This is a genomic window from Streptomyces sp. NPDC001270 (assembly GCF_042896695.1).
Taxonomy (GTDB): Bacteria; Actinomycetota; Actinomycetes; order Streptomycetales; family Streptomycetaceae; genus Streptomyces.
The window spans coordinates 44,137-68,289 of the sequence record NZ_JBIAXM010000030.1 but is presented as its reverse complement, the minus strand read 5'-3'; the positions used below and the strand labels follow the sequence as shown (position 1 = coordinate 68,289).

Genomic DNA, 24,153 nt, shown 5'->3' with positions numbered 1-24,153 from the left:
GGCCCGCTCAGTCCCGGCGGCCGAAGCGGTCCCGCAGTTCCCGCTTGAGGATCTTGCCGCTGGCGTTGCGCGGGAGTTCGGTCACGAACAGCACGCGCTTGGGTGCCTTGAACGAGGTGAGCCGCTCGCGTGCGTGGGCGATCAGTTCGGCCTCGGTGACCTCGCCGCGCGGCACGACGACCGCCGTGACGGCCTCGACCCAGCGCTCGTCGGGCAGCCCGACGACAGCGGCCTCGGCCACCCCCTCGTGCGTGTACAGGGCGTCCTCGACCTGCCGTGAGGCGATCAGCACCCCACCGGAGTTGATGACGTCCTTCACCCGGTCGACGATCGTGAGGTATCCGTCGGCGTCCCGCACCGCGAGATCGCCGGAGCGGAACCAGCCGTCGCGGAACGCCTCGGCGGTCTCCTCGGGCTTGTCCCAGTAGCCCTCGCACAGCTGCGGCGAGCGGTAGACGACCTCGCCCGGTGTGCCGTCGGGCACGTCCGCGCCGTTCTCGTCGACCACGCGGGCGTCCACGAACAGCACACTGCGGCCGCAGGAGTCGAGCCGGCCGGCGTGCTCGCCGGGGCCGAGCACGGTGGCGAGGGGGCCGATCTCGCTCTGCCCGAAACAGTTGTAGAAAGCCAGCTCGGGCAGCCGCTCCTGGAGCCGTTCCAGGACCGGTACGGGCATGATCGACGCCCCGTAGTACGCCTTGCGCAGCCCGCCGAGGTCGCGGGTCGTGAAGTCGGGCCGGTTCGACAGCGCGATCCACACGGTGGGCGGCGCGAACAGGCTGTCCACGCGCCCGGCCTCGATCAGGTCGAAGAGGGTGTCGCCGTCGGGCGCGTCGAGGACGGTGTTGGTGGCGCCGACGGCGAGGTAGGGCAGCAGGAACACGTGCAGTTGCGCCGAGTGGTACAGCGGCAGGGCGTGCGCGGGCCGGTCGCCGGCCCGCAGGTCGAGGGCGGTGATCGCGCTCAAGTAGGCGTGGACCAGGGCCCGGTGGGTCATCATCGCGCCCTTCGGCAGCGCGGTGGTGCCGGAGGTGTACAGCAGTTGCGCCAGGTCCTCGGCGCACGGTTCGGGACCGTCGTACGGCGCCGCCGTCGCGAGCGAGGCGAGGAGGGAGTCGTCGGCGTCGCGCAGCGGCAGCACGGGGACGCCGTCCGGCAGCCGTGCGGCGAGGGCCGGGTCGGCGAGCACCAGTGCGCTGCCCGACTGGGTGACGACGTAGGCGAGGTCGTCGCCGGTCAGGTGGTGGTTGACCGGCACGTGGACCAGGCCCGCCCGAACGCAGGCGAGGAAGGCGATCACATAGGCGTCGGAGTTGTGGCCGTAGGCGCCGACCCGGTCGCCGGGGGCCAGGCCGCGGGCGCGCAGCAGGCCGGCGGCGCGGGAGACGGCGTCGTCGAGTTCCGCGTAGGTCCAGCGGCGCCCGCCGTACTCCACCGCGATCCGCGCGGGTGTGCGCCGGGCGCTGCGCCGCAGCATCCCGTCGACCGTGCTGCCGTGTCCCTGCGTCATGGCACCCGATCCTGCGGGCGGTGCGCGAGCGGGTCAAGGACGCGGCGGCACGGCGCGGTCCCGGCGTCGCGCGGCGGTGGTCCCGGTGGGTGCGCCGGCCCCCGCCGTCGCGGGGGCCCGGCGTACGGTCATACGGGGCGGTTCCGGCCCTCCCAGTAGGGTTCCCGCAGCCGTCGCTTGTACAGCTTGCCGTTGGGGTCGCGGGGCAGTTCGGCGACGAAGTCGATGGATTTGGGGCACTTGTAGCCGGCGAGGTGCCGCGCGCAGTGGTCGAGCAGGGCGGCGGCGAGGCCGGGTCCCGGCTCGTGCCCCGGGGCCGGTTCCACCACGGCCTTGACCTGCTCGCCCCAGTCGTCGTGCGGGATGCCGAAGGCGGCGGCGTCGGCGACGCCGGGGTGGGCGAGCAGGGCGGACTCGATCTCGGCCGGGTAGATGTTCACACCACCCGAGATGATCATGTCGATCTTGCGGTCGCGCAGGAAGAGGTAGCCGTCCTGGTCCAGGTAGCCGAGGTCGCCGACGGTGAAGAAGTCGCCGATCCGGTTCTTCCGGGTCTTCGCCTCGTCCTTGTGGTAGGAGAATCCGCCGGTGTTCATCTTCAGGTAGACGGTACCGAGTTCGCCGGGCGCGAGCCGGTTGCCCTCGTCGTCGAAGATCGCGAGTTCGCTGATCGGCCAGGCCCTGCCGACCGTGCCGGGCTTCTTCAGCCAGTCCTCGGCCGTCGCGAAGGCACCGCCGCCCTCGCTGGCCGCGTAGTACTCCTCGACGCTGTGCCCCCACCAGTCGATCATGGCCCGTTTCACGTGGTCGGGGCAGGGCGCGGCGCCGTGGATGGCGTGCCGCATGGACGACACGTCGTACGACTGCCGGACCCGTTCCGGCAGCGCCAGCAGGCGGTGGAACTGGGTCGGGACCATATGGGTGTGGGTGCACCTGTGGGTGTCGATGAGGCGGAGCATCTCCTCGGGCGTCCACTTGTCCATCAGCACCAGCAGATGCCCGATGTGCAGCGACGCACCCGCGAACTGGAGCACGGCCGTGTGGTAGAGCGGCGAGCAGACCAGGTGGACGTTGTCGTCGAACGGCTTGATGCCGAAGATGCCGAGGAAGCCGCCGAGGTACGCCTCCTCGGGGGGTTTTCCGGGCAGTGGGCGCCGGATGCCGCGGGGCCGGCCGGTGGTGCCCGAGGTGTAGTTCATCACCCAGCCGAGGGTGCGCTCGGCGGGCGCCGACGCGTCCTGTCCGGCGAGGAGTTCGGCGTACGGCCTGAAGCCCTCGACGGTGCCGACCGCGTACCGGTGTGTCGCCGGGAGGCCGGCCTCGTCGGCGGCCTGGCGGGCGGATTGCGCGAACCGTTCGTGCGCGACGAGCACCTTGGCGCCGGAGTCGGAGACGATCCAGGCGATCTCGGGTCCGACGAGGTGGTGGTTGACGGGCACGAGGTAGAACCCGGCCTGGCTGGCGGCCAGGTACGCGGTGAAGAACTCGACGCCGTTGGGCAGCACGACGGCGAGGGCGTCGCCGCGCTCCAGGCCCGCCGCGCGCAGGCCGTGGACCAGTTGGTTGGCGGCGGCGTGCAGTCGGCCGGCGGTCCATGCCTCACCGTCGGGGGCGATGAGGACGATGCGGTCGGGGTCCTGGGCGGCCTGGGCCCAGAAACCGGTGGGAGGTGTGCTCACGACTGGCCGCTCCTTCCGGCGATGCGGTTGATGCGGTCGACGGCCCGCTCGAAGCCGCGGGTGAGATCGTCGAAGACGGCCCGGACGTCGCGTTGGGTGGTCATCCGGCCGACGATCTGTCCGACGGGGGTGCCGAGCAGCGGCTCGACCTCGTACTTCTGGATCCGGGAGACCGCCTCGGCGACCAGCAGTCCCTGGAGCGGCATCGGCAGGGTGCCTGGTCCGTCCGGGGCGTCCCAGGCGTCGGTCCACTCGGTGCGCAACTGACGGGCGGGCTTGCCGGTGAGGGAGCGGGAGCGGACGGTGTCGCCGGACCCGGCGGCGAGGAGTTTGCGGGTGAGGGCGGGGGAATGCAGGTCCGCCTCCGTGGTGGTCAGCCAGATGGAGCCCAGCCACACGCCCTGGGCGCCCAGGCTCAGCGCGGCCGCCACCTGCTGTCCGCTGCCGATGCCGCCCGCCGCCAGCACGGGCAGCGGGGCGACGGCGTCGACCACTTCGGGTGTCAGCACCATGGAGGCGATCTCCCCGGTGTGGCCGCCCGCCTCGTAGCCCTGCGCCACGACGATGTCGATGCCCGCGTCCCGGTGCTTGCGGGCGTGCCGGGCGCTGCCCGCGAGGGCGGCGACGAGCACGTCCCGGTCGTGCGCGCGGGCCACGACGTCGGCGGGCGGGGAGCCGAGGGCGCCCGCGAGGAGCCGGATCGGGTAGTCGAAGGCGACGTCGAGCTGGGTGCGGGCCACGTGCTCCATCCAGCCCGTGATGCGCCAGCCGGACGCCTCGCCTGCGGCGAGTTCGGGCACCCCGTACTTGGCGAGGGTGTCCGTGACGAACCGGCGGTGTCCCTCGGGGATCATCGCCTCGACGTCGGCCTCGCCGACGCCCTCCACCTTCTTGGCGGGCATGACGACGTCGAGGCCGTAGGGCCGGTCCTCGGCGTGGGCCTCGATCCAGTCGAGGTCGCGTCTGAGTTCGTCGGGGGCGGTGTAGCGGACCGCGCCGAGCACCCCGAAGCCGCCGGCCCGGCTGATGGCCGCGGCAACGGCGGGAAACGGCGTGAAGCCGAAGACGGCGTGCTCGACTCCCAGTTGCTTGCTCAGCTCCGTCTGCATGGGCGCAGGATGCCGCAGTCCCCGGGACGACGGAAGAGGTTTTCTGATACAGCGTCAGATTTCGGGGTCGGGTGCGGGGCGTCGGATTCTTCGGGGGCCGCGCCCGGAGCCGCACGTGCCGTCGGCGCACTCCGGCCCGCGACAGCACCGCCGCGGTTCGGGCCCCGTCCCGGTCGGAGGCGGCAGCCGGGCGGGTACCGCCGCGTCCTCAGTCCCGCTCCAGCACCGCCATCGCCGCGTTGTGCCCCGGCACTCCGCTCACCCCGCCCCCGCGCACTGCACCCGCACCGCACAGCACGACATTGGCGTGCCGGGTCTCGACGCCCCAGCGTCCGGTGTCCTCCTGGGCGTAGGGCCAGGCCAGCGCGCGATGGAAGATGTTGCCACCGGGCAGCCGCAGGTCGTGCTCCAGGTCGAGAGGGGTCTTCGCCTCGATGCACGGGCGGCCGTCGGCGTCGGTCGCCAGGCAGTCGGCGAGGGGGACGGCGAGCTGGGCGTCGAACTGGGTGAGCGTCGACTTCAGCAGGTCACGGCGTACGGCGTCGTTGTCCTCGGCGAAGAGCCGGGCCGGTGTGTGCAGCCCGAACAGGGTGAGGGTCTGGTATCCCCGGGCGACCAGGTCGGGACCGAGGATCGAGGGATCGGTCAGGGAGTGGCAGTAGATCTCCGAGGGCGGTGCGGCGGGGAGCCGACCGGCCGCGGCCTCGGCGTGGGCGGCGGCCAGTTGCCCGTACCCCTCGGCGATGTGGAAGGTGCCGGCGAACGCCTCCCGTGGATCCACGGTGGTGTCGCGCAGCGCGGGCAGCCGCTTGAGCAGCATGTTGACCTTCAGCTGGGCGCCCTCGGCGGGGGCGGGCCGCGGATCGCCGGTGAGGGCGGCGAGTTCCTGCGGCGAGGCGTTGACGAGCACGTGCCGGGCGGCGACGACGCCCTCGCCGTCGGCCGTGCGGTAGACGACTTCGGCGTGCTGTCCGTCGGTGTCGATACGGACGGCCTCGTGCCCGGTCGCGAGGGTGGCGCCGGCCGTGCGCGCGGCGGCGGCCAGCGCGTCGGTGAGGGCGCCCATGCCGCCGACGGGCACGTCCCAGGCACCGGTGCCGCCCCCGATCACGTGGTAGAGGAAGCAGCGGTTCTGCGGCAGGGCGGGGTCGTGGGCGTCGGCGAAGGTGCCGATGAGCGCGTCGGTGAGGACGACGCCCCGCACCAGGTCGTCGCTGAACTCCCGCTCGATCGCGACCCCGATGGGCTCCTCGAACAGGGCCCGCCAGGCGTCCTCGTCGTCGACGCGGCGGCGCAGTTCGTCGCGGGTGGGCAGCGGTTCGACGAGGGTGGGGAAGACCCGCTGGGCGACCCGGCCGGTCATGCCGTAGAAGCGCTGCCAGGCCGCGTACTCGCTCTCGCCGCCGGTCAGCCGCGCGAAGGCGTCCCGGGTGCGCCGCTCGCCGCCGCCGACCAGCAGTCCGGTGGGGCGCCCGGCGCGCTCGGTCGGGGTGTAGGAGGAGATGGTGCGGCCGCGGACGCGGAAGGTCAGGCCCAGGTCCCGCACGATCTTCCGGGGCAGCAGGCTGACCAGGTAGGAGTAGCGGGAGAGCCGGGCGTCGACGCCGGCGAACGGGCGGGTCGAAACGGCCGCGCCGCCGGTGTGCTCCAGCCGCTCCAGGACCAGCACGGACCGTCCGGCCCGGGCCAGGTAGGCGGCGGCGACCAGTCCGTTGTGGCCGCCGCCGACGATGACGGCGTCGTAGGTCCGGGATCCCTCGTGTGCAGGCATGGTTCTTCGTAACACGTGATGATCTACGTCGGCCAGAGGCGTGCCGGACCGCGGCCCGCGACCCGATCGGCCACCAGCCACCAGCCAGCTCCGCCGACTCGGCGTCCGCGGGCTCAGCGTCCGCCGGACGTAGCCTGCCGTCGGCGCAGCACGGCCAGCCTCCGGAACAGCTCGCCCGCCTCGGCACTCCGGCCGAGCTGTTGCAGGCAGTGGGCCTCGTCACTGCGGCTGGCGAGGGTGTCGGGGTGAGCCGGGCCGAGCACCCGCTCGCGGGCGGCGGACACCCGGCGGTACTCCCCGAGCACATCCGGCCAGCGGCCGAGCCAGCCCAGGCCGACGGCGACCTCACGGCGGCTGACCAGGGTGTCCGGGTGGTCCGGGCCGAGGACGCGGGTCCGCAGCGCGCACACGTCACGGGACTCGGCGAGGGCCTCCTCCCAGCGGCCGAGCCGGCCGAGGTTGACACCGAGGCCGTGGCGGGCGCGCAGGGTCTCGGGGTGGGCCGGCCCCTGGGCGCGGGTGCGGTCGTCGGCCAGGCCGCGGTAGAGCCGGAGCGCGTCGGCGCTGCGGCCGAGGCGGCCCAGGCTGATGCCCATCTCGTAGCGGGCGGCGAAGGTGTCGGGGTGGTCGGGCCCGAGGGTCCGGGCACGCGCCTCGGCAACCTCGCGGTAGGCGCGCAGGGCTTCCTCCCAGCGGCCCAGCTGTCCCAGGGCGTAGGCGACCTCGTACCGGGTGACCAGCGTGTCGGGGTGGTCGGGGCCCAGCACCCGGGCGCGGGCGGCGGCCACCTCGCGGGCCGTCCGGTACGAGTCGTCCGGGCGGCCGAGCCGGCTGAGGCTGAAGGCGAGGTTGTGGCGGCAGCGCAGGGTGTCGGGGTGGTCCGGGCCCATGGTGCGCTCGCGGGCGGCCAGCACCGCCGCGTAGACCTGGTGGGCGTCGGAGTGGCGGCCCAGTTGTCCGAGGACGTACGCCATCTCCTGCCGGGCGGCGAGCGAGTCGGGATGGTCGGGGCCCAGCACCCGGTTGCGTTCCCGGGCGACCTCGGTGAAGACGCGCAGGGCGTCGGCTGCGCGACCGGTGCGGCTCAGCGTGAAGGCGATCTCGTAGCGGCTGGCGAGGGTGTCCGGGTGGGCCGGGCCGAGCAGCCGGGCGCGGTCGGCGGCGACGGCGCGGTGCACCTCGCCGGCCTCGGCCCAGCGGCCGAGCCGTCCCAGGCCGAGGCCGGCGTCGTGCCGTCCGACGAGCGCGCGGGCCGCCTCCGGCGGCGCGCAGGACGCGCCGGGCCGGTCCGGACCGGTGTGCGGCCGGGGGGTCCACGCGCGGGAGAGCCCGGCCGCGGGGGGTTCCGCGGGCCTGGTACGCAGTGCGCCGCCGCCCGCCTTGGGTCCGGCGGTCATGCCCCGGGTCCAGGACGGCAGCCCGGGCACGCGGGACGCCGGCTCGGGCGGCCACGGCCGGGGCGTCACCACCGTCGCGGCACGGGCGGGCGCTGTACGGCCGGTCGTCAGCCGCAGGCCCACCTCGCTCGCGTCGTACGGCCGTTGCTCGGGCCGCTTGGCCAGCAGGTCGAGCACGATCCGCTCGAAGTACTCGGGCAGTTCGGCGCGGTGGCGGCGCAGCGGGACCGGCGGGGTGTCGCGGTGGCCGACGAGGACCGCCCAGGCGTCGCCCAGGTCGAACGGCGGCACGCCGGTGGCGATCTCGTACAGGACACAGCCCAGCGAGTACAGATCGCTGCGCCGGTCGACCTCCGTGCCGCTGATCTGTTCCGGGGACATGTAGTGCGGGGTGCCCATCGGGATGCCGGTGCCGGTCAGCCGGGCGGTGAAGCCGATGTCGTGGCCGAGGCGGGCTATGCCGAAGTCGCAGATCTTCACGGTCGTGTCGGTGAGCCGCATGATGTTGGCGGGCTTCAGGTCCCGGTGCACGATGCCCTGCCGGTGGGTGTAGGCGAGGGCGGCGGCGACCTGGTCGGCGATGTCCACGATGTCGTCGACCGGCAGCGGGTGCTGCTTGTTGTCCTCCAGCAGTTGGCTGAGGTTGCGGCCCTCCAGCAGTTCCATCACCAGGTAGAGGACGCCGTCGCACTCGCCGAAGTCATGGACGACGGTCACCCCGCGGTGGGAGAGCGCGGCGGCCACCCGTGCCTCACGGCGGAACCGTTCCCGCAGGACGCGGGTGAATGCCTGGTCGTGCTGGTGGCCGCGGGGCTTGAGGCACTTCACGGCGACCTGCCGCCCGAGCGACTCGTCGTGTGCCCGCCACACCTCGCCCATCCCGCCCCGCCCGATCAGGTCGAGCAGCCGGTACCGGCCCTGGACCAGTCTGGTGTCCGCCATGGCGCGCCGTCGCCCCCGTCCGTCGCCGCTAGCCCTCCCCCGGGGACCGCGCCACGGTACGGCCGAGCCGCCCCGATGCATGACACTCCCCCCGCAAGTCCAGTATGGCGGCCTATCGTCCGACTTTGTATGGCCGCGGACGAACACCGCGTCACCTCCTGCCCGGGGCGGGCAGGAGGTGCTCCGCGCACCGTCTCCGCTCCGGCGGGCCGGGCGGGCGAGGCGCCCCGTGCCGTACGATCAACTCTCTTCGCGCTGGAAGGCGGTCCGTCGATGCCCCTGCCGAACCTGCTCGCGGTGTTCGCCCACCCCGACGACGAATCCCTCTCGGCGGGCGGTGTGCTCGCCCGGCACGCGGCCGGGGGCGCGCGGACCGCGGTCGTCACGGCGACCTGGGCCGAGGGCACCCCGCGGGCCGCGGAGTTGGCGGAGGCGCTGCGGATCCTCGGCGCCGGCGGGCCGCGGTTGCTCGGCTACGCCGACGCGCGCGTACCCCACTCGGCCCCGGACCGTCCGCGGTTGTGCGACGCACCGCTCGACGAGGCGGTGGGGCGCCTGGTGGCGCACATCCGGGAATTCCGTCCGGACGTCATCATCACCCATGACGGCTACGGCGGGCTGACGGGTCACCCGGACCATCTGCACACCCACCGGGTGACCGTGCTCGCCGCCCAGGCCGCCGGGCTGGGGCAGCTCTACCCGGACGCCGGCGCCCCCTGGCAGCCGCGTGCCCTCTACCTGGCCACGCACCCGCGTTCGGCCGTGCCCGCGCTCAAGGACGTGATCGGTGCGCGCAAGGCGGCATACAGCGTTCCGGACGAGCAGGTCACCGCGACCGTCGATGTCGGCCCCTGGCTGGAGCAGAAGGTCGCCGCGGTGCTGGCGCATCGCTCCGAGGTGACGCGGGGAGGTCTGCCGGGGATCGTCTCCGGCCTTCCGTCGGCCGCGTGGGAGCGGCTGTTCGCCACCGAGTGGTTCATCCGTCACCCTCTTGCGGCCGAGGCGGCGGCCCGGACGGAGCTGAGCGTCTGACGACACCGGCCCGCTGCCCCCGTGTTCCCGGTTCGCGCGCTGCGGTCAGGGCCTCGTGACGGTCTCCTGGGCCAGGCGGCGGCGCACCGCCGTGTGTATCTCCGAGGGGCCGCGTGCCCATTCGAGCGTGCGGCCGACCGCCGTGGCCGCCGGGCGGTCCCAGCAGGCGCGAACGGCCGCCGGGCGGCCGATGCGGAGTTCGGACCGCGCCCAGTCCGGCAGGAGGCCGACCGCGGCGTTCATCAACTGGTGCACGACCAGCCGTTCCCGTGCGGTCCGGCCGAAGCCGCGGAGGAACCGCACGGAGTCCCACGCGGCCTCGGTCGCCCGGAGTCGGGGGCGTATGCGGGCCAGGTAGCGCTCGGCCTGCCGGGTGTCGCGGGGCACCTGCTCCGCGCCCAGCAGTTCGGCGACCGGGGCGACCTGCCGGTAGTACGTGTCGCACTCGGCGGGCGTGAGCCGGCACCGGCGCGGCGCGTACGTCTGGTAGCCCGCCAGGAAGCTGTGCGCCTCCGCGGTGTGCACCCAGGTCAGCAGTTCGGGGTCGTCGGCGCGGTAGGGCCGCCCGTCCGGTGCGGTGCCCCGGACCCGGGTGTGGATACGCCGCACCAGGGCGATCGCCTCGTGCGCGGCCGGCGTGGAGCCGAAGGTCGTCGTGGTGACGAAGCGCGCGGTGCCGGCGAGCCGGCCGACCGGGTCGGACCGGAAGTCCGAGTGCTGGTCGACCCCGGCCATGGCCAGCGGGTGCAGTGACTGGAGCATCAGCGCGGCGAACCCGCCGGTGAGCATGCCGGTCAGATGCCCGTGCACCCGCCAGGCGGGATCGCCGGGGGTGATCCCGAGCAGCCCGGGATCACCGGGCGGCCCCTCGTACCGGTGCAGTTCGAGGTCCCCGCCGTGCACGGTCGCCCTGAGTTCGTCCGCGACCCGGGTCCGCAGCCCCACGCATGCCTCCGCGATCCGATGCAGCCGTCGTTCCGGCTCCATTGTCTCCGGTCGGCGGGAAAGGGACCCGGGGGTGCTCCCGGGTCCGCGACGGCGCGGTCACCGCGTCGGTACCGGCGCACTCCGCCCGGTCACCGGCACCCACCCCGTTCGGTGCCACGACATCCCCGGCGGTCCTCCGCAGCCGCGCGGATCAGCCCTCCTTCCAGACGACCAGGGTCAGCACGGCGCTGCTGACGGTGACCGGGGCCTTGGCCTGGTTGAGCAGCCGTACGCGCATGCCGTGGCCCTTGCCGAGCCGCTTCGTCAACGGGATCACGGCGAAGGTCCCGTCGGCGGTGCCGATGATCTCGTGGATGGGGTGGTCGGCCTGGTGCGTGTCGCCCTCGTACTCGGACATCCGGGCCTGGACGACCGCGCCGGCCGGCAGTCCGGCGATGTGCAGGCTGATGCTGCCGGTGAAGCGGGCCGGGCCGCGCGCCCAGACGCTGCCGTTGGTGGCGTGGTCACCGGTCTCGTCGGTCCACTCGTTGGTGAACTCGATCGAGTCCCACCCTCCGGGGCGGAGCGTGTAGGGCTTGGCGAGCCCGAGGTTCACGTACTGGGGCATGTCGTCCTCCTCGGAGGTGTCACCCGCGGCCCAGGCGCGCAGGCCCGCCTCGGACAGATAGGCGATGGATCGGTCAAGGGGCTGGCTGGTGAACTGCCAGACGAGCGGGGCCCGTCCGCTGGGCTTTGGCCGGGCCGCGGCCTCCGCCTTGCTGTAGGGGGCGGCGCCCCAGGGATAGGCCGGGTACCAGAGGGGAACCCCGGCGGGCACATGGCCCGCGGCGAGGTCCTCGCCGCTGGTGTAGATCCCTACGCGCTGCCCGGGGAACGCCTTCCGCACGGCGGCGGTCCAGGCGGCGGCCCAGCTCCGGATCTGGGCCGCGCTGCGGCCGCTGTAGTTGCGGCCGTCCGAGTAGCGTTCGAGGTCCAGCCAGTGCGTGAACCCCTTCTTCGCATGGGACTTGACCGCGCCGATGTAGTTCGCGGCCTCCTGTGCAACGTCCTGGTTGGGCCAGGCGAAGTGGTAGGCGCCGGGCACCATCCCGGCCCTGGTGATCCCGGTGATGTGGTTGTCGAACTTGGGGTCCCGGGTGTGCTGGCCTTCGCTGGCTTTGGCGAAAGCGAACACGACGCCGTCTTTCTTGTGGGCGGCCCAGTCCTGGGTGCCCTGATGGGCGGACACGTCCATGCCGCGGCAGGTGGCCATCCGCACCTCCTTCTGTGTCTGGCGCAGCGCGGATACTACGCGGGCCCGGCCAACGCCCAGGCCACAACTGCGGTGCCCATGGCGTTGCTTGAGGTGAACGTGGAGCTGATCGAGGTTGTCGTCACGGTGGTTGCGGCGGTCCTGTCGATGGGCGGGCGGCCAGGTGTGCCACCGGGCCGCGGGTCGGAACACGACGACGGAGGCGTTCGCGGTTCCGCCGGTGTTCGCCACGGCGACCGTGCCGGCCGCCGAGATGGTGATACCCATAAGGGCGTTGTCGTGCTCCCCTGTTGATTCGGCCGACGGTGAAGTCGCCGCCGGCACCGGACGGGACGGTGGAGGCGTCGCCGCCCGGGGTGGCATCGCCCTGGGGACGGCTCGGGCGGGCGGCACGGTCGACGGGCGGTGACAGGGTCGGACCACGGTCGACGGCTGCCCGGCTCGACGGCTTCTTCCCGTCCTCCAGGTGTGCGGCCGACGTCCGGTCACCGGCGCAGAGGGCGCGCGCGGCGGTGCAGGACGGGTCGGCAAGGAGCGCGGCCAGGGCCACGGCGGGCGGCCGGGGCTCCGGTCCGGCGGCTGCCTCGCGGCCGGTCCGGGCCGCCCGCAGGTCCGCGAGCGGGGGGCCGGTCGCGTCCGCGCAGGGCGAGCAGGTGGTGACGAGTACCACGCCGGGTCCGAACTGGGCGGCCCGGGTGGCGCGGTGCTGTGCGCCGGGCAGCCGGGGGCTGTGCGCCGGACGGCCGGGGGCTGGACCTGGGCTTCGGAATGCCGGGAGCGGCGAGAACGGTGTGCGCGGCTCCGCCGCACCCGGCCGTGCCGTCCGCGTCCACGGCGCCGAGCGCGCCCGCGCGGCAACCCACCGGTCCGGCATGCCCTGTTCGCGGCCGGTGTCACCGCTCGGCACGCCCCGACTCCCTCGGGGCCGGTCCCGAACCCGTCGCCGTGACCTCCGCCGACGCCTCCACCGCGGCCGACGCCTCCGAGCGGTCGAGGTCCGTGCCGTCGCCGCCCTCTGCGCGGTCGCCGCCTCCGCCGGAGTCGCTGCCTCCGGCGCGCTCGCCCAGGCTCAGCGCCGCACCCGCGGCATCCCCAGCCCGATCCACGAGATGATCTCGCGCTGGATCTCGTTGTTGCCGCCGCCGAAGGTGAAGATCACCGCCGAGCGATAGCCGCGTTCCAGTTCGCCGTGCAGGACCGCGCCCGCCGAACCCTCCCTGAGCGGGCCCGCCGCGCCGACGATCTCCATGAGCCAGGCGTAGGCGTCCCGGCGCGCCTCGGAGCCGTACACCTTCACCGCGGAGGCGTCCTGCGGGGTGAGGCTGCCGTCCTGGACGGCGCTCACCATCCGCCAGTTGAGGAGCTTCATCGCGTCCAGCCTGGCGTGGGTCCGGGCCAGCCGACTGCGCACCCAGGGCAGGTCGATCACCCGGCGGCCGTCGGTGAGCTTGGTCTGTGTCGCCCAGCGCTGGACGTCGCACAGCGCGCGGATCGCCATCGTGCCGTGCGCGGCGAGGGTGACGCGTTCGTGGTTGAGCTGGTTGGTGATCAGCCGCCAGCCCTGGTCCTCGGCACCGACCCGCCGGGAGACGGGGACCCGGACGTCCTCGTAGTAGCTGGCCGTGGTGTCGTGCGAGGCGAGGGTGTTGATCACGGTGCAGGTGTAGCCGGGGTCGGCGGTCGGCACCAGGAGCATGGTGATGCCCTTGTGCGGCGGGGCCTGCGGATCCGTGCGCACGGCCAGCCACACCCAGTCCGCGGTGTCGCCGTTGGTGGTCCAGATCTTCTGCCCGTTGACCACGTACTCGTCGCCGTCGCGCACCGCGCGGGTCTTCAGGGACGCGAGGTCCGTACCGGCGTCCGGCTCGCTGTAGCCGATGGCGAAGTCGATCTCGCCGGAGAGGATCCGGGGCAGGAAGTAATCCTTCTGCTCGTCGGTGCCGAACCGCATCAAGGTCGGGCCGACCGTGTTCAGCGCCATGAGCGGCAGCGGTACGCCGGCCTGCGCGGCCTCGTCGAAGAAGATGAACTGCTCCATCGCCGTCAGCCCGCGTCCGCCGTACTCCTCGGGCCAGCCCACGCCGAGCCAGCCGTCCGCGCCGAGCCGCCGGATCGTGTCGCGGTAGAACCGCTTCTGCGCGGCCGGGTCCGCGTAGCGCGCGTACGCGTTGTCCGGTACCAGGCTGGCGAAGTAGGCGCGCAGTTCGGTGCGCAGCCGCTGCTGCTCGGGCGTGTGGTCGAGATGCACGGCGCCTCCAGGCTCCCGATGGCCGGTCCTGACGGCGCACACCGTAGAACGTGTTACAGAAATTGTGAATGGCACGCCTCGAAGGAAGTCTCAGTCCAGCAGCGCGACGAAGTCGGCACAGGCGCGGGCGCAGACCCGGCACACCTCCGCCGTCGACTGCGCGCCCGGCCGCCCGTCGAACGCCGCCGCACTGTCGGCGCAGACCGCGCGGCACCACTCCAGCTGGACCCGGACGCCGGCCTCGTCCTGGCAGTTCTGCTCGATCAGCATGCGACAGGTGCTGTCGCACACCTCGGCGCAGAGGATGCCCTGCCGTCGCGCCCGCTCGGGCCCGTCGGTCCCGTCCGGATCCAGCAGACTCGCGCGCAGCGCACATGCCCGCGCGCACTCCGTGCACGCCTGCGCACAGGCGAAACGGTCCTCAAGGAAGCGGTACAGCTCCTGCTCGGAAGTCGTCGGTGTCACACGCACCGGGTTGCCCCGGCGAGGCGGATGAAACCCGGGCTGCGGGATCGACGGCCGCCGGCTGTTCAGGAGGAGCACCGACCACCCAGAATGGGATATGTCCGGTTCGCACCTTTATCAAAGGGGTAGGTCAGCGCTATGAGCACACATTCGATACAGATGGCCGCGCCGAGCGGCCTGTGGAGCCTCGCGCTGTTCGCGGTGGCCGTCGCCGTCCTGGCGGTGCTCGCCGGCAGCTTCTGGCTGGGCTCCCGGATCAAGTTCCGCGAGCCGCCCCGGCCGCGCCCCGACGAACAGCCGCAACTGCCCCCGGGCGGCGCGGTGCGCGAGATCCGGGAGAACCGGGAGTCCGAAGAGGTGCCGAAGACGCTCGACGGCGGCCGTCCGCTCACCCCGTACGAGCTGAGCAACCAGCAGACCCGGCCGAGCACCGCCAAGGAGCGACCACGCTGGAGCAAGGGCTCCAGCGGCTCGTTCGGCGGGGGCGGCCTGGGCGCCCACTGACCGGCGCCCGCCCGTCCGCCCCGGCGGCCGCCGGGCTCCACCCGTACGGCCCTCGCCCCTCCCCCCTGGCCCCCGACGCCCGGCCCCCGATGCCGGGGTCCAGGCGTCGGGGGCCGGGCGTCAGGGCCGCAGGACCGGCCGTGAGGAGCGGGTGCGCGCGGCGGACGCGAGAAGCCACCGCCTTCACCGTCACCGACCCTGGTCACAGCCCGGCCGTGCTCGCCCGCGCCGCTGCCACCACCGTGCAGGAAGCGCGAGAGGCGAACAGGGACTACGAATCCGCCCGCCCGGCGTCGAGGCGCCCGACGTGGGCCACGTTGCCCCGGTCCTCGGCGTCGTCGCTGGGCCCGGTCGCGAACCAGGCGTCCAGGATCTCCTTGAGGACCGGCTCGGAGGTCAGGCGCAGACCGAGGGCCAGGGCGTTGGCGTCGTTCCAGCGTCGGGCGCCCTCGGCGGTGTAGGCGTCCGTGCACAGCGCCGCGCGCACGCCCGGAACCTTGTTCGCAGCGATCGAGGCGCCGGTGCCGGTCCAGCAGCAGACGACGGCCTGGTCCGCCGTCCCGGCGGCCACGTCACGGGCCGCCGCCTCCGAACAGACCGCCCACTGGGGGTCGGCCCCCGGCTCCAGAGCCCCGTGTACGCGCACCTCGTGCCCGCGCTCGCGCAGTTCCGCGACGAGGAGACGGGCGACGGGTTCGTCCATGTCCGAGGAGACAGAGATCCGCATGCCGCGGAGCCTAACCGACCGCCGTCTCCGGGCCCACCGCCCGGGGCCGGTGCCGCACCGCCCCCGGGCCCTCGGCCGCGCGGGCGGGCGGCGGGACGAGTGACCGCGACCGCGTGTTCAGGAGGCGGGGGCGGGGGCGGCGAAGTAGTGGCCCTTGTCGAGGTCGTCGAGGAGGCCGGGGTGGACCGGCTGCCAGTCGATCAGCTCACGGGTCAGGGCGTTCGAGGCCGCCATGTCGAGCCCGACGAGACCGGCCAGCCAGCCGAAGTACCCGGCCGCCGCCTCGGGGGCCACGGGCCTCACCGGCAGATCGAGATGACGGCCGATGACCTCGGCGATGTCGCGGACCGCGACGCCCTCCTCGGCGACCCCGTGCAGCACCGAACCCGCGGGGGCCCGCTCGACCGCCAGCCGGAACATCCGTGCCGCGTCGAGGCGGTGGACGGCCGGCCAGCGGTTGGCACCGTCGCCGAGGTAGCCGGAGACGCCCTTGGCCCGGGCCGCGGCGACCAGGGACGCCATGAACCCGGCGTCCCCGTCGCCGTGGCAGGTCGGGGAGAGCCTGACCACGCAGGAGCGCACGCCGCGCGAGGCGAGCGCGAGCACCGCCATGGAGGTGGTCATGCGGACGGAAGCCGGTGAGCCGTCGTCGGCGGGCATGTCCCGCTCGGTCGCCACCCGCCCCGGGCTGAGGCCGACCAGGCCGGAGGCGAGAACGAAAGGCCGGTCGGTGCCGGCCAGCACGTCGCCGACGGCGTCGGCGGCGCGGCGGTCGGCTTCCGCGGCGCCCCGGTAGTCGCCGCTGAAGGCGATGTCGTGCTTGTAGGCGAGGTGGATCACGCCGTCCGACGCGGCCGCGGCGCCGGCCAGGACGTCGAGATCGTCGACGGTGCCCCGGACCGTCTCCGCTCCGGCGGTGGTGAGGGCGGCGGCGGAGGCGTCGGAGCGGGCGAGCCCGACGACCCGGTGCCCCGCGGCGATGAGTTCGGGAACGAGTGCGGAGCCGATCCAGCCGGACGCTCCGGTCACGAAGATACGCATGGAGAAGACACCCCAGACCTTGAAGTCAGTGACTGTCATCGACCGTAGCATGCGATGTCAGGCACTGACATCACGTAGGATCTGCGCATGGGAAGATGGCAGCCGGATGCACGCGGACGCCTGGCTGTGGCGGCGCTGGAGCTCTACAGCGAGCGTGGCTACGAGCAGACCACCGTGGCGGAGATCGCCGGCCGGGCCGGTCTGACCGAGCGGACCTTCTTCCGGCATTACGCCGACAAGCGCGAGGTGTTGTTCGGCGGCACGGACCTGCTCCAGGACCTGTTCGTGACCGGGGTCGCCGAGTCCCCGCGGTCCGCCACGCCCCTCGACGCGGTGACGGCGGGGCTCACGGCGGCCTGTGCGATCTTCACCGACCGGCGCGAATTCGCGCGGCGGCGACAGGCCGTCATCAAGGCCAACCCGGAACTCTGGGAACGCGAGACGACCAAGCTCGCCACGCTGTCGGCCGCGGTCGCCGAGGCCCTGCGCGGACGCGGCGTCGGGGAGCCGGCCGCGAGCCTGACCGGCGAACTGGGGGTCGCCGTCTTCAAGGTCGGCTTCGCACGCTGGCTCACGGCGGACGACGAACGCGAGATGACCGAGTGGCTGGGGGAATCGCTGGACGGGGTGCGGGACCTGATGACGGCGGGCGGCCTCGCCGAGCCGTCGCCGTGACCGACGGGCGGGACGGGCCGCCCGGGCGGGGTGCGAACCGGTCCCGGCGGCGCGGACGTGCCTGTCGGCCGGGGCCTGGACAAAGCACCGCGGGCCCGCACCCGGACGGGGCACGGGCCCGGGGGGCCTGTAGGTAATCAGGCGTAGAGGAGTTCCGCCTGCCACTGGTCCTGCGGCTGGCGGTGCAGATCGAGGTAGGCCGCGGCCAGGGACGCGGGAGCGAACCGGGGGTCCTCGCCTCCGATGTAACCCGCCACGGTCACGGTGGTCACGTGAACGCCGGATCCCTGCTGCTGCGCGTGCAGGGTCTGGACGTACGCCCGCAGCGCCACCTTGCCCACCGACAGCGAGGTGTACTCGGGTGAGGGACGGAGGGCGAAGCCGCCACCGGTGAACAGCAGGCTTCCCCGGCCGCCCGACAGGAGCGGAAGGACCGTCCGGGCGGCGACCACGGCCCCGGTGACGTTCACCGCCAAGGTGTGCGCGAAGTCCGCGGGGTCGGTTCCGGTGGGAGTGTCGGGACCCAGCACGGCCGCGTTGTACACGAGCAGTTCCGGCGCCCCGAGGTCGTCCGCGGCCCGTTCCAGCCCGGCCCGCAGTCCCTCCGGGTCGGCGGCGTCCGCCTGGTAGGCGCGCGCCGTGTGGCCTTCGGCCGTCAGCGCGGACGCGTATCCCTCCAGGCGCTCGGCACCACGGCCGAACAGCGCCACCGGGTTGCCGTCCCTGGCGAACGTCTCCGCCAGGGCCAGACCCAGGCCCGGGCCCACCCCCACGATGAGTGCGGATCCCTTGCTCATGCTCGTTCCTCCAACTACCGGATGTTCCTGCGCCCGGTGACAGCGCCGCGGCACGACGTCGTGCCCGCGACGGGCGGGCCTTCCCGCCGCGGCCGGGCACGTGCTCCTTGCAGTCAACCCGGTACGGCGGCGGACCTTAAGGACCGATTCGGGCACCGTTGATACCCGGTGAGTATGAATAAGGCGGAGCGACTCGGCGGTTCCCGGCGATGACGGCCGTGACGGTGGTGACAGCGGTCAGGAGTGCGGGATGCGGAGCGCCAGGACGGCCATGTCGTCGTGGCCGTCGCTGGGGTGATGGTCGGCCAGGGCTTCGACGAACTCCTGCAGGGGCAGGGCTGCGTGCGTGGTGGCGAGGGCGGCGAGACGTTCCAGTCCCGTCTCGATCGGGTACCGCAGGTGCTCTACGAGGCCGTCGGTGAAGAGGACCACCGTGGAACCCCCCGGCGTGAGGCAGGTGTGGTCGGTGCGCGGTTCGGAGGTGTCGATGCCGAGCGGCAGGTCGGGGTCGGCGTTCAGGTACCGGGTCCGGCCGTCGGGGGTGAGCAGCAGGGGCGGTAGATGGCCCGCGGTACTCCAGCTCAAGCTCCAGCCGTCCGGCGGAGCGGGTTCGATGCGGGCGAGGCACGCCGTGGTGAAAGGCTGCTCGGTGAGCACCTGGAGCGCCCCGTCGAGGTGCGCGAGGACGGCGCCGGGCGGGGTGCGCTGGTCGTAGAGGAGCACGCGCAGCATGTTGCGGATCTGGGCCATGGCGGCAGCGGCTTGCAGGTCGTGGCCGGCGACGTCGCCGATGACGGCCGCGCAGGAATCGTCGGGGACCAGGAGGGCGTCGTACCAGTCCCCGCCGATGTGGCCCGGCGTGACGGCGGCACGATAGGCCGCGGCGGCTTCGAAGGGACGCAGGTCCGGCAGGCTGGGCAGCAGGAGCCGCTGGAACAGTTCGGCGTCGAGCCGGGCCTGCCGGTAGAGGCGCGCGTCGTCGATGGCCAGGCCCGCGGCGCCGGCGAGCGAGACGATGAGCGCCTCGTCATGGGCGTCGAAGGGCTGCCCGTCGCGTCGGTCGGCGACGTAGAGGTCTCCGTAGACCTTGCCGCGGGTGCTGATCGCGGCTCCGAGCAGGGACCGCATCTGCGGGTGGCGGGGCGGGAACCCGGCCGCGTCCGGGTGGGCTGCGATGTCATCGACGCGCAGCGGTTCGGGGACGGCGATCAGGCGTCCGAGCAGGCCGCGGCCGTGCGGGAACTCGACATCGGCCAGGTCGGCCCGCTCTTGCTCGGACAGACCCGCCGTGATGAACCGGATGAGGGACTCGCCCTTCGCGTCGAGGACGCCGAGGGCGCCGTAGCGGGCACCGACCAGTTCCCTCGCGGTGTCGACGATCAGCCTCAGCAGCACCGACAGGTCCACGTTCCGGCCGAGGACCGCCTCGTACAGCTCGTGCAACCGGTCCTGTGCCCGCGCCAGCGACCGGAGCTGCTCGGCGATCACCTCCAGCTCGGCGCCGAGCCGCCGCCGCGGCGGGTCGTCCGGCGGCTCTGCGGCGTTCGGTTCCCTCGGCATCACCGGCGGCCGTCCGTCCGACGTCCGCACCCGGTGGCGCTCGCGTGGATGCCGCTCACACGATCTTTACCCGTACGCCCGTTACGCCCCATGACTCCCTGCCCCGACCGTGCCCGACTGTCCGCACAGCGTGACCCGCCGGACGGCACGACACCGGGCATTGCACCGAAAGCGGTATGTCACACATGATCGGAACGCCTGGCGCCGCCGGGCCGGTGGCGCGGTCGGTCCGGTCGTCACCCCGCTCCGGTGAGGCGCCGTTGTTCGAGGTAGATACCGGTGAAGACCGCGACTTTGGCGCGCAGGACCCAGGGGTCGAAGGGTTTGCCGATGTAGTCGACCGCGCCGGCGGCATAGCCCCGGGCGGAGTGTTCGGGGTCGGTGCCCATGGCGGTGAGGAAGATGATGGGGACGTCACGGGTGCGGGGGCGTCGTTTGATGTGGGCGGCGGTCTCGTAGCCGTCCATGTCGGGCATCTGGACGTCCATGATGATCACGGCGAAGTCGTCGTGGTCGAGCAGGGCCTTGAGGGCTTCCCGGCCGGAGGGGACGGCGACCAGTTCCTGGTCGAGCGTGGCCAGGACGGCGCTCATGGCCAGCAGGTTGTCCGCCTGGTCGTCGACGATGAGGACCTTGGGCATGGCCTGGGAGACGGCCGGGGTCACGGCCGCGGCGGTCTGCTGGACCTGCTCGACCGCGTCCAGTTGGCGTTCCAGCAGCGTGCAGCGCTGTTCGGCTTCGTCACGCTGTTTCTGGGCCTCGTGCAGCAGGGCCGACAGGCGGGTGACCTCGTCCTGCAGCTGGTCGCGTTCGTGCAGCAGTTCGGTGGCGTCGGGGCCTGCGGCGATCAGCCGTTCGGCGCGTGCGCGTTCCGCGCTCCAGGCCGCTTCCAGCTGGTTCAGGCGCACCTCCAGGTCGGCGATGCGGTGCTTGCGGTCCAGCAGCGCGTCGCTCAGCGCGTCGCCGCGTGCGGTGGAACGGCGTGAGACGCGGTCCGCTTCGGCGAGTTGCTGCTCCAGTACCTCGACCGCGTGGCGGGGCGAGACGCTGGTCTCGACGGCCGCCCGGTGCAGTCGGCGCACCAGTTCGATGGCGTCCGGGGTGGCGGCCATGCCCCGGTGTTCGGCGGCGTCCGTGAACAGGTCCATCACCACTTCCCAGGGCGGGACGCGGGTGCCGCTGAGGTAGCGCGAGAACGTACCGGCGTCGCGCAGGCGGCGGGCCGCGTAGCGGCGGACGGAGACGTCCAGGCTCTCGAACAACTCGCGCAGCGCCATGGCCAGGGCACGCGATTCCGGTGTCAGATCCGACGGCAGCGGACGCAGCTCACCCACGGGCCTGTCCGCCCTTCGCACGGGCCTCGCGCGGGGCGGGACCGGGCCGGCCGGGGTCCGGGGCGATCACCTGGTTGAACACCGGCAGGGCCCCGCCCGCCGCGGCGAGCCCGGCGAGCAGGCCGCCCGCCGCCCCGTCGCCGGCCAGCACCGACAGGAGTCCCGCGGTCACACCGGCCAGCGCCGCGAGTAAGAGCACCAGCGCGGCCCGCACCGACACAAGCGAACGATCCATCGAACCCACCTCTCCTCACCCCCGCCGCACGCCGGCCGGGACGGCGCGGCCCCGGACGGACCCGCCTCGCGATGAGCTACACAATGACGGCAGGTGAATCCGTTGCGCCGGGCAACCGGCAAACCGGCAACAGCCCGGGTCCGTTGCCGCCCCCGTGCGCCGTCCGCAACGCTTCCCGCCCGAGGTCAGGGCCGCCGCACGACAGGTGTTGCGGCAACACCCGGGGCACCCGCGTCCGTCCGCACACCCGCATCACACCCGCATCACCCGCATCACCCGCATCACCCGCATCACCCGCATCACCCGCATCACCCGCATCACCCGCGGGCAGGGTGCCGAGTCCGGCCGGGCCGGGAGAAGTCAGTCGATCCCGGCGGCGGGGTCCGTGGCCGGGGTGTCGCGCAGGCCCAGGCGCAGGTGCTCGACGTGGTAGAGCGCCTGGTCGAGGAGTTCGGCGACGTGGTTGTCGTACAGGGCGTAGATGATCGAGCGCCCGTTGCGTTCGCCGGTGACCAGGCCGAGGTTGCGCAGCAGGCGCAGCTGGTGGGAGCAGGCCGACGGCTCCATGCCCACGGCCGCGGCCAGGTCGCCGACCGAGCAGGGGCCCTCCTGGAGCCGGGCGAGGATGTGCAGTCGCGAGGGGGTGGCCAGGGCCTGGAGGGTGGCGGCGACATCGGCGGTGCCGACGACATCGAGACGTTCGCGGGTGGTCGCGGTGCTGGTGGTGACGACTCCGTGGCCCATGAGGACAGCATAGCTATCACATGTGAATACTTGTTCATGTGTTCCGGTATGGTGAGGAGACGCGTCGGCCACGCCCGTACCGGGCCGACCACGCCCGTGAAGGGTTGATGTGCCAATGTCCTCTGCTCTGGATCAACGTCCGGCCCCGGGCCTGACCGATTTCAGCCCGCCGCCGCCCGCGCGACGCACCCGTCTGCTGTCCTGCCCGAGGCGCGGTGGGCGCCGGCGGCGCTGGTGCTGTTCCTGGCGGCCCTCGCCCTGTACCTGCCCGGTGCCCCCCTCTGGCTGTGGGGGCCGCTGTTCGCCGCGGTCTACGTCACCGGCGGCTGGGAGCCGGGGTGGCAGGGGCTGAAGGCCCTGCGGGGCGGGACGCTGGACGTGGATCTGCTCATGGTCGTCGCGGCGCTGGGCGCGGCGGCCATCGGCCAGATCCTGGACGGTGCGCTGCTGATCGTCATCTTCGCCACGTCCGGCGCCCTGGAGGCGGTCGCCACCGCCCGTACCGCCGACTCGGTCCGGGGACTGCTCGATCTCGCACCCGGCACCGCGACCCGGCTGACCCACCGCGGCGAGGAGACCGTCCCGGTGGAGCGTCTCGCCGTGGGGGACCTCGTCCTGGTGCGGCCCGGGGAGCGGATCGGCGCCGACGGCCAGGTCGTGGCGGGCAGCAGCGAGGTCGACCAGGCCACCATCACCGGCGAGCCGCTGCCGGTGGCCAAGCAGCCGGGGGACGAAGTCTTCGCCGGAACCGTCAACGGCACCGGTGCCCTGCGGGTCCGCGTCGACAGCGACCCGGCGGACTCGGTCATCGTCCGGATCGTGAAGATGGTCGAGGAGGCCGCCGCGACCAAGGCGCCCACCCAGTTGTTCATCGAGAAGGTCGAACAGCGCTACAGCCTCGCCATGGTCGCCGCCACCGCCCTGGTCTTCGCCGTGCCGATGCTGCTGGGCTCCCCGCTCCAGGCCGCGCTGCTGCGCGCGATGACCTTCATGATCGTCGCGTCGCCCTGCGCGGTCGTCCTGGCGACCATGCCGCCGCTCCTGTCGGCCATGGCCAACGCCGGTCGGCACGGCGTCCTCGTCAAGTCCGCCGTCGTCATGGAACGCCTCGGTCAGATCGACACCGTTGCCCTGGACAAGACCGGCACCCTCACCGAGGGCACGCCCTTCGTCACCGACGTGCGGCCCCTGACCGGCAGCGGGCTCGGCCAGGACGAGCTGCTGCGGCTCGCGGCAGCGGCCGAGCACGCCGGCGAACACCCGCTGGCCCGCGCCGTCGTGGACGCCGCCCGGACCCGCCGGCTCGCTCTGCCCACCGCCACGGAGTTCTGCTCCACACCCGGCACCGGGGTCACCGCCACCGTCGACGGCCGTACCGTGACCGTCGGCAGTCCCGCCCGGCTGCTGCCCGGGCGGCACCCCGCCCTCGCCGTGGTCGAGCAGGTGGAGGAAGTGGAGGAAACAGGACGCACCGCCGTCCTGGTCATGATCGACGGCGAACCGGCAGGTGTCCTCGGCGCCGCCGACCAGCCGCGCGACGCGGCCGGCCCGGCGACCCGCGCGCTCACCGACCTGACCGGTCGCGCGCCCGTCCTGGTCACCGGCGACAACCCGCGTGCCGCCCGTCACCTGGCCGACGGCCTCGGCATCAGCGACGTCGGCGCCGGCCTGCTGCCCCAGGACAAGGTCGCCGTCGTACGCGAACTGGAGCAGGACGGACGCAGGGTCCTGGTGGTGGGCGACGGCGTCAACGACGCCCCGGCCCTGGCCGCCGCCCACACCGGGATCGCCATGGGCCGCGTCGGAGCCGACCTCGCGCTGGACGCGGCCGACGCCGTCGTGGTCCGTGACGACCTCACCGCCATCCCCGCCACGGTCGGCCTCTCCCGTCGCGCCCGCCGCCTGGTCGTCCAGAACCTCGTGATCGCGGGCACCTTCATCGCCGCCCTGGTCCTCTGGGACCAGGCCGGGACCCTCCCGCTGCCCCTGGGCGTCGCCGGACACGAGGGCTCCACCGTCATCGTCGGGCTCAACGGCCTGCGCCTGTTGACCGAGGCGGCCTGGCGGCGGGTACGGCCGGACGGCGGCCCGGCGCGTCCGGTGTGAGAACCGGCCGGCGGGTTCGCCCGCGCCGCCGGACCAGGTCTTCGCCCGTGCTGTGCGCACCTGGAGGCGGGCGGCGG

19 protein-coding genes and 1 pseudogene are annotated in these 24,153 nt (G+C 73.4%); 4 read left to right on the top strand and 16 right to left on the bottom strand.

The annotated features are described in order from the left end of the window. Nucleotides 1-7 precede the first annotated feature (7 nt). The 5 genes from ACFY2B_RS35815 to ACFY2B_RS35795 form a co-directional block, all read right to left on the bottom strand. A complete protein-coding gene (locus ACFY2B_RS35815) occupies nt 8-1,510 on the bottom strand; it encodes an acyl-CoA synthetase (protein WP_390767217.1) in 1,503 nt (500 codons plus the stop codon). A 128-nt stretch (nt 1,511-1,638) separates the two neighbouring features. Then, a complete protein-coding gene (locus ACFY2B_RS35810) occupies nt 1,639-3,189 on the bottom strand; it encodes an acyl-CoA synthetase (protein WP_390767216.1) in 1,551 nt (516 codons plus the stop codon). Next, nucleotides 3,186-4,298 carry a nitronate monooxygenase gene (locus tag ACFY2B_RS35805; RefSeq protein WP_390767215.1) on the bottom strand — a complete coding sequence of 371 codons (1,113 nt, stop codon included), beginning with the start codon at nt 4,296-4,298 and terminating at the stop codon, nt 3,186-3,188. Before ACFY2B_RS35805 ends, ACFY2B_RS35810 begins: the two co-directional genes overlap by 4 nt. Before the next feature lie 208 nt (nt 4,299-4,506). After that, nucleotides 4,507-6,069: a phytoene desaturase family protein gene (locus ACFY2B_RS35800; protein ID WP_390767214.1), complete on the bottom strand. Its 1,563-nt coding sequence runs from the start codon at nt 6,067-6,069 to the stop codon at nt 4,507-4,509. Between the two features lie 113 nt (nt 6,070-6,182). Further along, nucleotides 6,183-8,408 (bottom strand): tetratricopeptide repeat protein, encoded by a 2,226-nt coding sequence (locus ACFY2B_RS35795; protein ID WP_390767213.1) that lies wholly within the window; start codon nt 8,406-8,408, stop codon nt 6,183-6,185. A 273-nt stretch (nt 8,409-8,681) separates the two neighbouring features. Between ACFY2B_RS35795 and ACFY2B_RS35790 the strand changes: the two genes are divergently transcribed. Next, nucleotides 8,682-9,440 carry a PIG-L family deacetylase gene (locus tag ACFY2B_RS35790; RefSeq protein WP_390767251.1) on the top strand — a complete coding sequence of 253 codons (759 nt, stop codon included), beginning with the start codon at nt 8,682-8,684 and terminating at the stop codon, nt 9,438-9,440. 45 nt (nt 9,441-9,485) lie between these two features. On the opposite strand, the gene ACFY2B_RS35785 is transcribed toward ACFY2B_RS35790, so the two are convergent. The 4 genes from ACFY2B_RS35785 to ACFY2B_RS35770 all read right to left on the bottom strand — a co-directional run bounded on the left by ACFY2B_RS35785 (nt 9,486) and on the right by ACFY2B_RS35770 (nt 14,353). Next, nucleotides 9,486-10,385 (bottom strand): oxygenase MpaB family protein, encoded by a 900-nt coding sequence (locus ACFY2B_RS35785; RefSeq protein ID WP_390767212.1) that lies wholly within the window; start codon nt 10,383-10,385, stop codon nt 9,486-9,488. Nucleotides 10,386-10,578: 193 nt separating this feature from the next. Then, nucleotides 10,579-11,907 carry a glycoside hydrolase family 25 protein gene (locus ACFY2B_RS35780; RefSeq protein WP_390767211.1) on the bottom strand — a complete coding sequence of 443 codons (1,329 nt, stop codon included), beginning with the start codon at nt 11,905-11,907 and terminating at the stop codon, nt 10,579-10,581. Between the two features lie 802 nt (nt 11,908-12,709). After that, nucleotides 12,710-13,888, bottom strand: coding sequence for an acyl-CoA dehydrogenase family protein (locus ACFY2B_RS35775; RefSeq protein ID WP_390767210.1), 1,179 nt, complete (start codon nt 13,886-13,888; stop codon nt 12,710-12,712). Nucleotides 13,889-13,978: 90 nt separating this feature from the next. After that, the gene (locus tag ACFY2B_RS35770) at nt 13,979-14,353 is read right to left on the bottom strand and encodes a ferredoxin (RefSeq protein WP_376531164.1); all 375 of its coding nucleotides are present in this window, start codon (nt 14,351-14,353) and stop codon (nt 13,979-13,981) included. A 138-nt stretch (nt 14,354-14,491) separates the two neighbouring features. Between ACFY2B_RS35770 and ACFY2B_RS35765 the strand changes: the two genes are divergently transcribed. Further along, nucleotides 14,492-14,857: a DUF6479 family protein gene (locus ACFY2B_RS35765; protein ID WP_390767209.1), complete on the top strand. Its 366-nt coding sequence runs from the start codon at nt 14,492-14,494 to the stop codon at nt 14,855-14,857. A gap of 271 nt (nt 14,858-15,128) precedes the next feature. Here the strand turns inward: ACFY2B_RS35765 and ACFY2B_RS35760 are convergent, their stop codons facing one another. Then, nucleotides 15,129-15,584 carry an RpiB/LacA/LacB family sugar-phosphate isomerase gene (locus ACFY2B_RS35760; protein WP_390767208.1) on the bottom strand — a complete coding sequence of 152 codons (456 nt, stop codon included), beginning with the start codon at nt 15,582-15,584 and terminating at the stop codon, nt 15,129-15,131. A 117-nt stretch (nt 15,585-15,701) separates the two neighbouring features. After that, the gene (locus ACFY2B_RS35755; RefSeq protein WP_390767250.1) at nt 15,702-16,625 is read right to left on the bottom strand and encodes an SDR family oxidoreductase; all 924 of its coding nucleotides are present in this window, start codon (nt 16,623-16,625) and stop codon (nt 15,702-15,704) included. An 87-nt stretch (nt 16,626-16,712) separates the two neighbouring features. On the opposite strand from ACFY2B_RS35755, the gene ACFY2B_RS35750 reads away from it, so the two are divergent. Then, complete coding sequence (locus tag ACFY2B_RS35750) at nt 16,713-17,300, top strand: TetR/AcrR family transcriptional regulator (RefSeq protein ID WP_390767207.1); 588 nt, start codon at nt 16,713-16,715, stop codon at nt 17,298-17,300. Between the two features lie 137 nt (nt 17,301-17,437). Here the strand turns inward: ACFY2B_RS35750 and ACFY2B_RS35745 are convergent, their stop codons facing one another. From ACFY2B_RS35745 to ACFY2B_RS35725, 5 genes are all read right to left on the bottom strand, one after another. Beyond that, nucleotides 17,438-18,097, bottom strand: coding sequence for an SDR family NAD(P)-dependent oxidoreductase (locus tag ACFY2B_RS35745; RefSeq protein ID WP_390767206.1), 660 nt, complete (start codon nt 18,095-18,097; stop codon nt 17,438-17,440). 237 nt (nt 18,098-18,334) lie between these two features. Further along, nucleotides 18,335-19,657: a PP2C family protein-serine/threonine phosphatase gene (locus ACFY2B_RS35740; protein WP_390767205.1), complete on the bottom strand. Its 1,323-nt coding sequence runs from the start codon at nt 19,655-19,657 to the stop codon at nt 18,335-18,337. Nucleotides 19,658-19,893: 236 nt separating this feature from the next. After that, nucleotides 19,894-20,991, bottom strand: coding sequence for a response regulator (locus ACFY2B_RS35735; RefSeq protein ID WP_390767204.1), 1,098 nt, complete (start codon nt 20,989-20,991; stop codon nt 19,894-19,896). Then, entirely contained in the window at nt 20,984-21,226 is a 243-nt protein-coding gene (locus ACFY2B_RS35730; RefSeq protein WP_390767203.1) for a hypothetical protein, read from the bottom strand. The genes ACFY2B_RS35735 and ACFY2B_RS35730 overlap by 8 nt, the downstream gene beginning before the upstream one ends. Before the next feature lie 360 nt (nt 21,227-21,586). Beyond that, the gene (locus tag ACFY2B_RS35725) at nt 21,587-21,970 is read right to left on the bottom strand and encodes an ArsR/SmtB family transcription factor (RefSeq protein ID WP_390767202.1); all 384 of its coding nucleotides are present in this window, start codon (nt 21,968-21,970) and stop codon (nt 21,587-21,589) included. Between the two features lie 115 nt (nt 21,971-22,085). Here ACFY2B_RS35725 and ACFY2B_RS35720 point away from each other — a divergent pair. After that, nucleotides 22,086-24,076 (top strand): annotated as a pseudogene (locus ACFY2B_RS35720) (heavy metal translocating P-type ATPase). Nucleotides 24,077-24,153: the final 77 nt, after the last annotated feature.

Bases quoted from the DNA above. Each gene is read 5' to 3' on its own strand.
- ACFY2B_RS35815 (WP_390767217.1), bottom strand. From the start codon at position 1,510: ATGACGCAGGGACACGGCAGCACGGTCGACGGGATGCTGCGGCGCAGC.
- ACFY2B_RS35805 (WP_390767215.1), bottom strand. From the start codon at position 4,298: ATGCAGACGGAGCTGAGCAAGCAACTGGGAGTCGAGCACGCCGTCTTC.
- ACFY2B_RS35800 (WP_390767214.1), bottom strand. From the start codon at position 6,069: ATGCCTGCACACGAGGGATCCCGGACCTACGACGCCGTCATCGTCGGC.
- ACFY2B_RS35795 (WP_390767213.1), bottom strand. From the start codon at position 8,408: ATGGCGGACACCAGACTGGTCCAGGGCCGGTACCGGCTGCTCGACCTG.
- ACFY2B_RS35790 (WP_390767251.1), top strand. From the start codon at position 8,682: ATGCCCCTGCCGAACCTGCTCGCGGTGTTCGCCCACCCCGACGACGAA.
- ACFY2B_RS35780 (WP_390767211.1), bottom strand. From the start codon at position 11,907: ATGGGTATCACCATCTCGGCGGCCGGCACGGTCGCCGTGGCGAACACC.
- ACFY2B_RS35765 (WP_390767209.1), top strand. From the start codon at position 14,492: ATGAGCACACATTCGATACAGATGGCCGCGCCGAGCGGCCTGTGGAGC.
- ACFY2B_RS35760 (WP_390767208.1), bottom strand. From the start codon at position 15,584: ATGCGGATCTCTGTCTCCTCGGACATGGACGAACCCGTCGCCCGTCTC.
- ACFY2B_RS35755 (WP_390767250.1), bottom strand. From the start codon at position 16,625: ATGCGTATCTTCGTGACCGGAGCGTCCGGCTGGATCGGCTCCGCACTC.
- ACFY2B_RS35750 (WP_390767207.1), top strand. From the start codon at position 16,713: ATGGGAAGATGGCAGCCGGATGCACGCGGACGCCTGGCTGTGGCGGCG.
- ACFY2B_RS35745 (WP_390767206.1), bottom strand. From the start codon at position 18,097: ATGAGCAAGGGATCCGCACTCATCGTGGGGGTGGGCCCGGGCCTGGGT.
- ACFY2B_RS35740 (WP_390767205.1), bottom strand. From the start codon at position 19,657: ATGCCGAGGGAACCGAACGCCGCAGAGCCGCCGGACGACCCGCCGCGG.
- ACFY2B_RS35730 (WP_390767203.1), bottom strand. From the start codon at position 21,226: ATGGATCGTTCGCTTGTGTCGGTGCGGGCCGCGCTGGTGCTCTTACTC.
- ACFY2B_RS35725 (WP_390767202.1), bottom strand. From the start codon at position 21,970: ATGGGCCACGGAGTCGTCACCACCAGCACCGCGACCACCCGCGAACGT.